This is a genomic window from Variovorax paradoxus (assembly GCF_029919115.1).
GTDB classification, from domain to species: domain Bacteria; phylum Pseudomonadota; class Gammaproteobacteria; order Burkholderiales; family Burkholderiaceae_C; genus Variovorax; species Variovorax paradoxus_O.
Genome location: NZ_CP123990.1, coordinates 4,894,374 through 4,906,785, shown reverse-complemented (window position 1 = coordinate 4,906,785; position 12,412 = coordinate 4,894,374). Strand labels below are relative to the sequence as shown.

11 protein-coding genes and 1 pseudogene are annotated in these 12,412 nt (G+C 65.3%); 2 read left to right on the top strand and 10 right to left on the bottom strand.

What is annotated here, in order from left to right; all coding sequences use genetic code 11:
* Nucleotides 1-23 precede the first annotated feature (23 nt).
* The 5 genes and pseudogenes from QHG62_RS23580 to fhuF all read right to left on the bottom strand — a co-directional run bounded on the left by QHG62_RS23580 (nucleotide 24) and on the right by fhuF (nucleotide 6,478).
* Nucleotides 24-2,225 carry a TonB-dependent siderophore receptor gene (locus tag QHG62_RS23580; RefSeq protein ID WP_281148048.1) on the bottom strand — a complete coding sequence of 734 codons (2,202 nt, stop codon included), beginning with the start codon at nucleotides 2,223-2,225 and terminating at the stop codon, nucleotides 24-26.
* 168 nt (nucleotides 2,226-2,393) lie between these two features.
* The gene (locus tag QHG62_RS23575) at nucleotides 2,394-3,728 is read right to left on the bottom strand and encodes a lysine N(6)-hydroxylase/L-ornithine N(5)-oxygenase family protein (RefSeq protein WP_281148047.1); all 1,335 of its coding nucleotides are present in this window, start codon (nucleotides 3,726-3,728) and stop codon (nucleotides 2,394-2,396) included.
* 13 nt (nucleotides 3,729-3,741) lie between these two features.
* Complete coding sequence (locus QHG62_RS23570) at nucleotides 3,742-4,785, bottom strand: GNAT family N-acetyltransferase (protein ID WP_281148046.1); 1,044 nt, start codon at nucleotides 4,783-4,785, stop codon at nucleotides 3,742-3,744.
* Nucleotides 4,782-5,700: pseudogene (locus QHG62_RS23565) on the bottom strand (N(5)-hydroxyornithine transformylase PvdF). The gene QHG62_RS23570 and the pseudogene QHG62_RS23565 overlap by 4 nt, the downstream one beginning before the upstream one ends.
* A 49-nt stretch (nucleotides 5,701-5,749) precedes the next feature.
* Nucleotides 5,750-6,478 carry a siderophore-iron reductase FhuF gene (gene fhuF, locus QHG62_RS23560; RefSeq protein ID WP_281148045.1) on the bottom strand — a complete coding sequence of 243 codons (729 nt, stop codon included), beginning with the start codon at nucleotides 6,476-6,478 and terminating at the stop codon, nucleotides 5,750-5,752.
* Nucleotides 6,479-6,661: 183 nt separating this feature from the next.
* Here fhuF and QHG62_RS23555 point away from each other — a divergent pair, with 183 nt between their 5' ends.
* A complete protein-coding gene (locus QHG62_RS23555) occupies nucleotides 6,662-8,353 on the top strand; it encodes a cyclic peptide export ABC transporter (RefSeq protein ID WP_281148044.1) in 1,692 nt (563 codons plus the stop codon).
* 9 nt (nucleotides 8,354-8,362) lie between these two features.
* Entirely contained in the window at nucleotides 8,363-8,608 is a 246-nt protein-coding gene (locus QHG62_RS23550; protein WP_281148043.1) for a hypothetical protein, read from the top strand.
* 12 nt (nucleotides 8,609-8,620) lie between these two features.
* On the opposite strand, the gene QHG62_RS23545 is transcribed toward QHG62_RS23550, so the two are convergent.
* From QHG62_RS23545 to QHG62_RS23525, 5 genes are all read right to left on the bottom strand, one after another.
* On the bottom strand, nucleotides 8,621-8,836 hold the full coding sequence (locus tag QHG62_RS23545) for an iron dicitrate transport regulator FecR (RefSeq protein ID WP_281148042.1): 216 nt from the start codon (nucleotides 8,834-8,836) through the stop codon (nucleotides 8,621-8,623).
* Nucleotides 8,837-8,846: 10 nt separating this feature from the next.
* Nucleotides 8,847-9,461, bottom strand: a complete 615-nt coding sequence (locus QHG62_RS23540; protein WP_281148041.1) for an RNA polymerase sigma factor — start codon at nucleotides 9,459-9,461, stop codon at nucleotides 8,847-8,849.
* Between the two features lie 241 nt (nucleotides 9,462-9,702).
* Complete coding sequence (locus tag QHG62_RS23535) at nucleotides 9,703-10,407, bottom strand: glutathione S-transferase N-terminal domain-containing protein (protein ID WP_281148040.1); 705 nt, start codon at nucleotides 10,405-10,407, stop codon at nucleotides 9,703-9,705.
* A gap of 58 nt (nucleotides 10,408-10,465) precedes the next feature.
* Nucleotides 10,466-11,353 (bottom strand): phosphate/phosphite/phosphonate ABC transporter substrate-binding protein, encoded by an 888-nt coding sequence (locus QHG62_RS23530; RefSeq protein ID WP_281148039.1) that lies wholly within the window; start codon nucleotides 11,351-11,353, stop codon nucleotides 10,466-10,468.
* A gap of 107 nt (nucleotides 11,354-11,460) precedes the next feature.
* Entirely contained in the window at nucleotides 11,461-12,300 is an 840-nt protein-coding gene (locus tag QHG62_RS23525; protein ID WP_281148038.1) for a hypothetical protein, read from the bottom strand.
* Nucleotides 12,301-12,412 lie beyond the last annotated feature (112 nt).

The following is a 12,412-nucleotide window of genomic DNA, read 5'->3' as shown; positions in this document are numbered from 1 at the left end:
TTGGCTCTTTGGGGCCGAAGGGCTTACCAGCGATAGGTGGCCGTTGCCACCGCCGTGCGCTGCGTGCCCAGGTAGCAGTAGCCGTAGGCGCAGTTCGCAACGTAGGTCTTGTTGGTCAGGTTGCGCAGGTTCAGCGCCAGCGTCCAGCGGTCGATGTCGTAGCCGATCATGGCGTCCAGCAGCGTGTACGAAGGCACCTTGGCCGGCGCGACGACTTCCGCGTCGCCGCGGGTCGAGCCGTTGAAGCGCACGCCCGCGCCCACCTTCAGGCCGTTGCTGAAGCGGTAGTCCGCCCACACCGAGAGGCGGTTGCGCGGAACGGACATCGCCTGCTTGCCGATTTCTTCGGCGCGGCTGCTGGCCGTGACGATGGCGCGCGGCGTATAGGCGTAGGAGGCCGTGAGGTTCAGGCGCGGCATGAGTTCGGTGGTGGCTTCGAGCTCGAGGCCCCGCACCGAGATCTCGCCGGTCTGCTTCGGCATGAAGGTCGCGTCATACGTGATGTAGTTCTTGCGGCGCAGGTCGAAGATGGCCGCGCTGTACAGCGACTTGCCGCCCGGCGGCTGGTAGCGGATGCCGGCCTCGTACTGGCGGCCGCTTTCAGGCTTGAAGGGGGTCCGGGTCGCCGGGTCGAGCGCGCCGATGGGCGCGAACGACTCCGAGTAGCTCAGGTACGGCGCCAGGCCGTTCGGGGCCAGGTAGACCAGGCCCGCGCGCTTGGTGAACTTGTGCTCCGAAATGCGCTGCGTGGAGCCGTCCAGGCGGCTGTAGTTGGTGCTTTGCGCGGTGTCGTAGCGCCCGCCGATGGTGAGCGACCAGCGATCGCCCCACTTGATCTGGTCCTGCAGGTAGATGCCGGTCTGCGCGAGCCGGCTCACGCCGTTGACGTAGGGCTGCGGAATGTCGATGGTGCCGCCGTACACGGGCGCGTAGATGTCGAGCAGCGGCGCGCCGAAGCCGCTGCTGTAGGTGTACTGGTCGATGCGGGTGCGCTGGTAGTCAAGGCCCACGAGCACCTTGTGGCGCCAGTCGCCCGAGCGCAGGTCGGCCTGCAGCTGGTTGTCCATGGTGACGGACGACGTGCTTTCCTGGCTGCCGAAGACACCGCGGTTCAGGTAGCGGTAGTTCTCGAAGCTCAGGGCGTTCGCCGGGTCCATGGGCACGAAGTTCGGCGCCTGCAGGGCGCGGTAGTCGACCTCGAGCTTGCCGTAGCGCAGCTTCTGGCGCACGGTGAAGGTGTCGTTGAAGCGATGCTCGAGCTGGTAGCCGATCATCTTCTGGTCCTGGTTGAAGTGATCGAAGTTGGGATCACCGGCGTTCAGGTCGTCGGGAATGTAGGTGCCGATGCGCGTTGGCGTGAGCGAGCCGGCCGCGGGGCGAATGCGGGTGTAGCTGCCTGCGCGGTTCTTCTGGTACTGGGCCAGCAGCGTGAAGGTGGTGTCGCTGGAAGGCTTCCAGGTGATCGAGGGCGCAATGTAGGTGCGGTCGTCGCGCGAGCTGCCGCCGGGCAGCTGGGCATCGCGCAGCACCCCGGTGATGCGATAGAGCACCTTGCCTTCCGAGTCGAGTGCACCCGAGAAATCGCCGGCCACCTGGCGGCGGGCGTCGTTGCCGTACTGCAGCTGGATCTCGCGAACGGGCTCTGCCGTGGGCAGCTTGCTCGCAATGTTGACCACACCGCCCGGGCTTGCCATGCCATAGAGCACCGAGGTAGGGCCGCGCAGCACTTCGATGCGTTCGCTGCCGTAGTTCTCTGTTTTCCAGAGGCCCCAGGTGCCGTTGTTGCGCAGCGGCAGGCCGTCCAGGTAGAAGCCCGGCGCATAGCCGTCGAAGCCGCGGATCGAGATCCAGTCGTAGCGCGAGTCGGCGCCGAAGGGTGCAATGCTCACGCCCGGGGTATAGCCGAGCGCGTCCTTCACGTTGGTGGCGCCGATGGCGTCCATGCGGTCGGCCGTGATGACAGAGATCGACTGCGGCGTCTCGACGATCGGCGTGTCCGTCTTGCTGCCGGCCGTGCTGCGCTTGGCAAGATAGCCGTTGACGCGGCCGGTGGCGGTTTCTTCCGTGTCGGCGTTCACCGTGATGGCGGGCAGCGTCGAATCGCCGGCCCGCTGCTGCTGTCCAGCCGCCTGCGCCAGGGCGCTCACGCTGCAAAGGGAAAAGGCCGTGCCAAAGGCCGCGGCGAGCGCGGCATTCAATAGACGTTGACGGGGCAGGGGACGCATAAAGTTGATACTCCAGGTGCTTGAATACGACGTGTTCACGTTGCGACGCCCAGGGCTGGCCGATTTCGGCACCTTGGCGCTTCCATACATGAGACGTTTGGCTTAAAAAAAAGGAGACAGCAGGCTGTCTCCTTTTCTTTTTGCCTGCCCGGCGCCGGGTAGCCGTGCCTAGGCCTGCACTGGCTGCCGCTCATGGCGGGGGCTGTTTGCGGCATTCACGGCAGTGGCGGCCACCGCCGCGCCGGCCGGAATCGCCCTGAGCAGGGCATTGCCGATCTCACCCGTGCGCACCGATGTCACCGACAGCAGGGTGTCGCTCAGCCCGTGAGACGACTCGCAGGCGCCCTGCAGGAAGATGGCGGGGTGAAAGTCCGGCGTGCTGCCCACGCGGTAGTGGCGGTCGACCGAAAAATCGCCAAGGTAGGGGGCAAGCGGCGTCAGCAGCGCCTTGTGCTGCTCGCGGCCGTAGCCGGTGGCCAGCACCACGGCATCGTAGAGCAGGGTGTTTTCGTGGCCGGTGTTCTGGTCGTGCAGGGTCAGGTGGATGCCATCGCCCGCCGCATGCACGCCGCGGATCTCGTGCCGGCGCAGGAAGCGCATGCGCTCTTCGCCGCGAACCTTCTGCTCGTAGAACATCTTGAAGATCTGCTGGATCAGGTCGAGGTCGGCCACTGCGTAGTTGGTGTGGCCGAATTCGTCGATCAGGGCGGCGCGTTCGTCTTCAGGCTGGCTGTAGATGTAGTCGGTGAACTCGACGTTGAACACCTCGTTCACGAAGGGGCTGTCGTCCGACGGGCGGATCGAGCGGGCCCGCATGATGAGGTCGACCTGCGGCGCGTGCGGGCGGCCCTGCAGGTCCATGAAGATCTCCGCCGCGCTCTGGCCCGCGCCCACGATCGCAATCCTTGCGGCATCGGGCAGGCGGGCCATGTCCCGCAGGTAGCTGCTCGAATGGAACACGCGCGGGTCGTTCCTGAGTGCGCGGAATCCGTCCGGAATGTTGGGCATGCCGCCAATGCTCACGACCAGGTTGCGTGCAAGGCGTTCTGTCACGTGGCCGGTGCCGTCGCGCGAGCGCACGCGCAGCAGCGAGACCTCGCCGCCATGGCCTTCTCTTTCGGGCAGCACCTCGAAGACTTCTTCTCCGTAGACGCAGGCATCTTCGAACTGGGATGCGGCCCAGCCCAGGTAGTCGTTGAACTCGTGCCGGCTGGGAAAGAAGGTCTTCAGGTTGATGAAGTCCTGCAAGCGCTTCTTTTCATGCAGGTAGTTGATGAAGGTGAAGCGGCTGGTGGGGTTGCGCAGCGTTGCCAGGTCCTTCATGAACGAGATCTGCATGTGCGCCTGGTCGAGCATCATGTCCTTGTGCCAGGCGAAGCCGGCCTGCTTCTCGATGAACATCGCATCGACGCGGCGGCCGTCGCGCCGTTTCTCGTCCAGCGCAATGGCCAGTGCGATGTTCGAAGGGCCGAAGCCGATACCGATGAGGTCGTGAATCACCATGGCGGTTTTTCCTTTACGCAGAATGTTGGGCAGGCGTGGCGGCGGCGTCGCTGCGGGGCAGCCAGAGGGCGTCGGTGAAGTAGCGTTCGCGCAGCATCACGACCAGCAGGGCGCGCTTGTGCGGCAGGTCGAATTCCTTCACCTTCGCGTAGCCGGACTTGTCGAGGTTGCGGATCTGCTGCAGATGGTCGATGCGCGGCTCGCCCACGGCGCGCCGGGTGCGTGGGTCGCACAAGAAGATGTAGTGAGAGATGGAGGTGAGCCAGGCGGTGGCGAAGGCCTTGCCGCGAAACGCCGGCTCGCCGATCAGAACGTGCCAGCCGCGGTCGTAGTCGTCCACGTCGTAGAACGGCGCAATGCGGCTTTCCTTGGCCCAGTACATCTCGAAGTAGCCGAAGGGCTCGCCGTCGAGGCAGGCGATCATCGAATACATGTGCGGATCGCGGTCGATGGCCGAGAGGTACTGGCGGTGTTTGTCCAGGTCGCCTTCTTCCTCCCAGATCACGGCCACGTCGGGGTCGTTCATCCAGCGGTTGAACATCGGCAGGTCGGCCTCGAAGTCGAAGCTGCGAAACGAAAAGGTCTTGCCGAGCCAGGGAATGAAGCGCTGGTAGAGCACGCCGCGCGGCTTGGGCGGGCGCACGGGGTGGCGCTTGCCCTTGGTCAGTGCGTATTGCAGGGCCATGGGGGCGTGCACTGCGGGTAGCCACAGCGAAGGCTGCTGCCAAAGCATGTCGCGGCAGGCGAGGGCCTGGCCGCCTTCGGCTTGCAGCAGCACGCCGGCCTGCACGAGCGACGTCGCCGGCTGGCTCGGCGCAACGCGCAGCGTCTTGAGGGCCGGGTGGTGTTCGAACGCGCCTTCCAGGGCGGCCAGCAGGTGGGCCGTGGACGCATTGCTGCCGTCCACCCACTGGAGCACGGCGCCTGAAGCAGCCTGGCTGGTTTTCCAGAGCGAGCGTGTTTCGTCCTGCGTGTTGCGCACGCTGAGCGCGTCGCCGTCGCGCGTGATGGCGTGCGGCATGCCGCCCGCATAGGAGACATGGGGAGTTGGCGTCATGCGGTTCTTTCGGTGAGCGGTTGCCGTTGCCCTGCGAGCAGGGCCAGGCCCTCGTGCAGCGCGGCAAAGAGGCTGTGGTTGAAGTTGTTCCAGCGCAGCTCGAGGATGGTGTCGTTCGGGTCGATGGTGGTGCGCAACGCGTCATGGATCACCTCGCCGGAGTCGATGCCGTTGTCCACGTAGTGCAGCGAGGCCCCTGTCTTGTAGAGCGGAGGCACGGGCACGCTTTCCATCGTTTGCCAGTTCACGATCTTGCGGCCCTGCGCACCGTGCAGCGCATCGAGCGTGGCATAGGCGCCGCGGCGCTCGTAGGGCGATTCGATACGGGTGATGCCCGGATGGATGTTGACGATCTTGCGGTGGAACGGTGCGCCGGGCCGCACCAGCTCGTCGAGGATCACGAGCAGGCCGTCGAGCACGACGATGTCGGCACGGTGCGCCGGGCCGCACCAGCTCGTCGAGGATCACGAGCAGGCCGTCGAGCACGACGATGTCGGCCTGCAGCGTCAGCAGCTTGTCGAGCAGGGTGCGCTCGAAGCGGCTCTTGCCTGCGGGGCGTTCGGCTGAATCGAGCGGCAGCCGCCTGTATTCGGAAGGCACCGAATGGAAGATGTCCGTGAGCTGTTTGCCTTGCGTCTTCAAACCCGCCGGAAAGATCCATTTCTTGTCGGGCTGGCATGAAAAGCCGTAGTCCTGCAGCGCGGCCTGGTCTTTCGGCGAGCGCGGATCGTCGTCGATGACGATGCCTTCGAGCGAGTAGGCGTCGCCCAGCGGCGTCTCATCGAGCGCCTTGGCCAGGTACTCGAGCGGGGAGGCCATGTAGCGCTGCTCGCCCTTGTATGCAATATGCTGGCCGGCCTTGTCGGCGGCGGCATTTCTCAAAGACAGGATGTAGACGAGCTTGGCCTTGGGCATATGTGTGCGATGGATGGATAGATGGAAGACGGAATGGCCCGCAATCTGTTCACCCGAAACCGCGATGCTCCGGTGCAAGCGGGCAGGCGTTGCAGTGGTGCTCGTGCGGCAACAGGTAGTTGAGGCAGCACTCCCGGTGCAGCTTGACGCGGTGGCTGCGTTCGCGGCCGTGAAGCGGGTTGGGGCGAAGCTCGTTCGGCCATGTGGCGCTGTGCAGCAGCAGCTGCCGGTCGCGCGAGATCGACGGTGCGCCGCCGGTGGCGGCCAACGCCACGTCGAATACGGGCTCCATGAGCCGCACGGTGTTGCTCCAGAGAATCTTGGGCGCAAGCCGCGTCGTCCCCGCGAGCGCTTCGAAAAGCGGCGCAAGGTGCTGCCATAGCAGCGGCGCGTAGCGCTCTGCGGTGCCGGCCCCGTGGTGCGGCCGGCCCATGTGCCGGATGTGAAAGCTCGCGGGGCCGCCATGCGCGTCGAGCCGCACCCAGGTGTGTTCCGCCGCAACCGGAAACACGTGCTGCAGCATGCTGGCCGCGGCCATCACGGGCGGCAGCAGCATCGCGATGTATTCGAGGCTCCATGCGGACGCAACGGCGCGCAGGTCTGTGCCGGCAACGCCCCGGTAGCGCGCATTTCTCTGCAGCACGTCGGCAAGCAGCGCGGGCGATTGCGCAAGGTCGGCCACGCGCAGCGCGCCGGGCGGCACGGCGTCGGCGCATTGCAGCTTTTCGCCATGCACGGCCAGCTCGCCGGGGAACAGGGGCTCCAGCAGCGGGATCACGGATCGGCCGTCGGCGAGGTCATGCCATCAAGACGGATTTGCAGGGCAACTGTTCACGCGCACCGCGCTGAACATTGCCGCGGCTCAACCGTCTAGGCAGTAGGTGGCACGAAGCCACCGGGGCTGTGCCGGGCGGCATGGTCGTTTCCACGCTGTCGCCCCCGGGGCGGAAAGAGCCTTTGCATGACAACTACCACCGCAGGCAACGGCGCCGAGATCGGGCGCCTGCTGAAACCCTTTCTTCCGTGGATAGTGCTGTCCGCGGTCACGGGCATCAGCGCCGGTGCCGCCACGGTCGCGCTGCTCGGCACCATCAACCGTGTGCTCAACCAGCCGGGCGGGCTGGCGGGTGGCCTGCTGCTGACTTTCATCGGCCTGTGCGGCGTGGCGCTCTTCGGGCGCATGGCGTCGGACGTGTCGACCAACTTCGTCGGCCAGCGCCTGGTGGCCCAGGTGCGAAAGAGCCTTGCGCAGAAAATTCTCGCGGCGCCCATTGATGCGCTGGAGCGCTACCGCACGCACCGCCTGATGCCGGTGTTGTCGCAGGACGTGGACATGATCAGCGACGTGGCGTTCGCGCTGTCGGGAATGCTGATCGCAATTGCCGTGGCGCTGGGCTGCCTGAGCTACCTCGCGTTCCTTTCGCTGCCGCTGTTCGGATTGATGCTGATGGCGCTGGTGATCGGCATCACGGTGCAGCTCATGGCGCAGATCCGCGGCGAAGCCGGCTTCTGGAAAGCGCGCGAGCAGGAAGACCAGCTGCACAAGGCCTACCGGGCCATCAGCGAAGGCGCGAAGGAGCTGCGCATGCACCGCACGCGCCGCACGCGCATGTTCTCCGGCCAGATCGAGCGCATTGTCGACACCATCCGCGTCGTCAACGGGCGTGCCATCAACACCTATGTGATTGCCACCGCCTTCGGCTCGGCACTGTTCTTTTTGCTGATTGCGCTGATCCTGGGCTGGGCTGCGTTCCAGCCGACCGAGCCCGCGGTGCTCAGCGGCTTCGTGCTGGTGCTGCTGTTCCTGAAGGGCCCGCTGGACCAGATCGCGCTCCTGTTGCCCGGGGTGGGCCGTGCCAAGGTGGCCTTCCAGCGCATTGGCGACCTGTCGGCACGCTTTGCCACGCCGGAGCCGCACCTGCACCTGGAGCGCGCGTCCAACGGCGTCATCCTGAAGAATGAAATCGGCATGCGCGGCGTGCGCTATGCGTTCGATGCGCCCGAAGGCGGCGAGGCCTTTGCGCTCGGGCCCATCGACCTGAAGCTGCGCCGCGGCGAAATGGTGTTTGTGGTGGGCGACAACGGCTCCGGCAAGACCACGCTGATCAAGCTGCTGCTCGGGCTGTATGCGCCGCAGGCAGGCGACGTGCTGATCGACGGCTCGGTGGTCAAGCCCGAAGGCCGCGACGACTACCGGCAGCTGTTCACCACGGTGTTCTCCGACTTCTATCTGTTCGAAGACCTCGTGGCCGGTGAAGAAAGCGAAGGCGGCGCCGGCATGGAGGTGTTGCCCGAAACGGCGCTGCCCTATCTGGAGCGGCTGGAAATTGCCCACAAGGTGAGCCTGAAGAACGGCGCATTCAGCACCACCGACCTTTCGACCGGGCAGCGCAAGCGGCTGGCGCTGGTGCACGCCTACCTTGAAGGGCGCCCGGTGCTGGTGTTCGACGAATGGGCCGCCGACCAGGACCCGACCTTCCGCCATCTTTTCTATACCGAACTGCTGCCCGAACTGCGCGCCAAGGGACACCTGCTGGTCGTGATCTCGCACGACGACCGCTACTTTCACCTGGCCGATCGCGTCATCACCATGCAGGCGGGAAAGATCGTCGAGGACAAGGTGCGCGAATCGCAGGAAAGCCTCGCAGCGTGAAGGAGGGTAATGAAAGACAAGACGACCCGGCCGACCGGCGGCGACCCGGCCTTCGACGTCGCCTGGACGCTCTTCTGCACGCTGCATGATTCGCCCTCGCCGGAGCGGGCCGAAGAGCTCATACGCTGGCTTGGCGTGAACCCCGGCAACATCTGCGCGCTGGACGACGTGCTGACGCTGTGGGCACTGACCGGCGCCGCGCTGATCAAGCCGTCGATGGAAGAGGCGCAGCGCGAAGAGGGGCGCCTGCAGTGAAGCCCGGCGGCGCTACTTTTGCAGATTGCGCAGTTCTGCCGCAATGCCGCCGAGTGCGTCCCAGCGCCGCCGCGCTTCTTGCGCCGCTGCCGTGTGTTCGGCCGATCGGCTGCGCCAGCGGCTCAAGGCCAGGCGCGCGGCAACCGCCGCATCTTGCGGGGCGCTTTCGCTTTCGACGATGAGCGCGAGTGCACGCTCGATGAGCTTTTCTTCCGGCGCGCTTGCCACGTTGCGGCGCTCAGGCGAAGTCTTCGGCCAGCTTCGCGTCGAAGCCCGTTCGGTTCGAGACCGTGGTCTGCTCGACCAGTTCCGAACGCAGCGCGGCAAACACGCGCGAGCAGTCGATGGCGGCGCGCAGCAGATGCTTGGCCACCGCCATTTCAGTGATGCCGAGCTGCTGCGCGATTTCCGCCCGCGTGTGTCCGTAGGCGCGAAACAGCAAAAACACTTCGCGCCGCCGCGGCGGCAGTGTTTCGAGCGTTTCGACCACGCGCGCCAGCACCTGCTGCTGGGAGGCGATGTATTCGCAAGACGGCACCGTCTGGCGTGAACCGGCGCTGAAATGCGTGCTGACCCAGTCCTGCGCCACCTTGCGGTGACGCGCGTCGTCCACGCACAGGTTGCGCGCCACGCGAAACAGCAGGGCGCGGGGCGATTCGATGCCCGCACCCTGCGAACCGCCGGTTGCCGCCCCAACGCGGATGTCCTTGTTCAGCTTGAGTGCGTGCGCATACACCCGCTCGAAGCTGGACTGCGCGATGTCCGCCGCGTAGTGCGGGTCCCGCAGGTCGCGCGTCAGCTGCCGGCGCAAGTCCGCATAGTGAGCCAGCAGTTCCTGGACGAGGTCGCGCATCCGATTGCCTTCTCGCAAGCATTCGCAGTGATGGTGGTTCCCGGCCGGCCACCGGCTTCAGTGTGAAGGGTGACTCGGATGGTTGAATAAGAATTATTCTTATTGAAGTGTAACCTTAACCGCTGCTGAACGACGCGCGATAAAGATTCGGAAACCCAAGTGCGTGCCTGAAAGCGACACCTGCTCCGAAAATGAATAGTTCTGTTTTCGGATTGGGCGGCGGATGCGCCGCCCCCTGCGATCAGCCGCGCTTCGGAATGCCCAGGCCTCGCACGACGGCGGGCCGCGCAACGAAGGTTTCGAGCACGCGGGCCACGTTCTTGAACTCGCTGAAGCCCACCAGGTCGGCTGCTTCGTAGAAGCCGATCAGGTTGCGCACCCACGGGAAGATGGCAATGTCGGCAATGGTGTAGCTGTTGCCCATGACCCAATCGCGCCCTTCGAGGCGCTTGTCGAGCACGCCGAGCAGCCGCTTCGATTCGGCCACGTAGCGGTCGCGCGGGCGTTTGTCTTCGTAGTCCTTGCCCGCAAACTTGTTGAAGAAGCCGAGCTGGCCGAACATGGGGCCGATGCCGCCCATCTGGAACATGAGCCACTGGATCGCTTCGTAGCGGGCCGCGGCATCTTGCGGAATGAACTGGCCGGTCTTGTCGGCCAGGTACAGAAGAATGGCGCCCGACTCGAACAGCGCGAGCGGCTTGCCGCCGGGGCCATCGGGATCGAGGACGGCGGGAATCTTGTTGTTCGGATTGAGCGAGAGGAATTCCGGCGACATCTGGTCGCCGGTTTCAAAGCTCACCAGGTGCGGCTCGTAGGGCAGCCCGGTTTCTTCCAGCATGATCGAAACCTTGACGCCATTGGGCGTAGGAAGCGAATAAAGCTGCAACCTGTCAGGCTGCAGAGCGGGCCATTTCTTGGTGATGGGAAAGCTGGAAAGATCGTGCATGGGGCAATTCTGGAAGAGCGGAAAAGGAACGGGGCCTGAGCGCCGCGCCCGCCGGTTTTCAGATGCCCAGCCAGGTGAGCAAGGCTGCCTCGACCTCTGCCGACGGCGCGACAAACCCAGTGTAGGTCGAGGTTGCAAGCGCCCGCTTGCCGGCATCGCTTTGTGCGAGCCCCAGCAGGGCTTCCCGCGCGGCGGCCACGGTGGCGGCATCGAGCTTTCGCGACGCGAGCCATTGCTTGATGGGCACCGCGCGCGATTCGGCGCACACGTTGCCGCCGCCCTCCGTCCAGGTCTTGACCACGCCCGATGCGGCGGTGGCGCCATAGGCCGCGAAGCCGTTCTTCACGTAGAAGGGCACGGCGTCCTGGTAGCGTGTGTTGGTGAGCTTCAGCGCGGCGGGCTGCAGCCCGTGCTCGCGCAGCATGGCGCGCGTGATCACCGAAGTGATCGAATCCGGGTCGGGCATCACGAGGCCCTTTCCGGCGATGCTCTTCCAGTCGGAAATGGGTTGCGGCTCCTTGCACAGCAGCGACACCTTGTACGCGGTGAAGCCTCCCGTCCAGGCCAGTGCCTGGTAGCGGCCGCTCTTGACGGCTTCGAGCGCTACGTGGGCCGGGTGGACGAAGGCGAAATCGACCTGTTGTTCCTTCAACGCTTCGCGTGCGCCGTTGTAAGAAATCAACACCTTGATGGTCACCGGCTGTTTCAGCGCCTTGCTCAGCACCTCGGCAATGGGCTCGAAGCGCGGTGCGATCTGGCTTTCGGTGACCTGGTAGCTCACGCCTTCCGTCACGCCGATGACCAGCGCGTGCGCCGGTGCGCCCGCCGCCAGCAGCAGCGCCGCCGCCGAGACGGCGAGGCCTGACGAGCGCAGCTTGCGGGTACGAGGCGCACTGGCGGCGTACCCATCGAGTTTGTCGGAGCGGAGTGGGGCGGGGGTGTACATCAAAAGATCATAGGGGGCCGTGGCGTGGCCGCCGATGATCGCAAGCACCTATGCGCGCGCCGCCCCGGCCATGGCATGCATGGCAAGGAGGCGGCCGCGGAGCGGTTTCAGAACCGCGCCTTGAGGAAGGCTGACGGCCCGTGCAGCTTGACCTTGACGCGCGTTTCCGCAGTGCTGCTTTCGCGTGCCAGATCGATGTTGGTGACACCGTAGGCGAGCACCAGGCCGACGTTCTTCACCGGGAACCACTCCACGCCCGCGCTGGCGTTGTAGATGTTGCCGTGAAAGCGGCCGCCGCCCTTGCGCACGCCGGAGAGGTCTGCAAACAGGCGCAGGTCGGGGTTGATGGCGTGCCGCACGCCAACTTCGAGCAAGGGCGCAACGGCATCGTCGCTCGCGTCTTCGTTCAACTGGCCGATGCGCCCGTTGACCGCCACGTTGGCGTTGGCGCCCACATTGATGCGGTAATAGGCCGCGCCCGCGCCAAGGCCGAACACCGTGTTGCCCGTGCCGAGCCACCACTTGTACGAGAGCTTGGCAAAGTCGAGCTTCACATTGAGGCTGGCATTGCCGAGGGCGTTGAACGTGCCGAAGCCGCCGAGCGATTCGCTGCCTCCCGCCTGGCCGAAGTAGTCGCGCTTGTAGCGGTAGTAGTCGAAAGACAGGCCGTGGCTGTCGCCGATCAGCAGGTCGGCAGTCACGCGCGGCATGGTTACGCGCCCGGGCTCGAGGTCACGCGTTCGCAGCGCGCCGTAGGGCGAGCTTACCGAGGCATTGAATTTGGGATCGGCGCTGAAGGCTCCCACCGAAAAACTGAACCGGTCCAATGCGGGCGAAGGTTCCGCCCAGGCGGTTGCATGGGCAAAGAGCAATCCGGCACCGGCCAATGTACCCAGCGTCGTCAATCTGGCGGTATTGGCGAGCGGGCGGGAGCGAGGCAGCAGCATGAAAGGTCCTTCAGAAGGCAAAAAAAATGCCTCGGGCCCGACACGCAATTTTTATGCGCGCGGTGCTTCCGGGCGGGGCTCCCTTTTGATGACCGACAAGTTAATAGCGCGC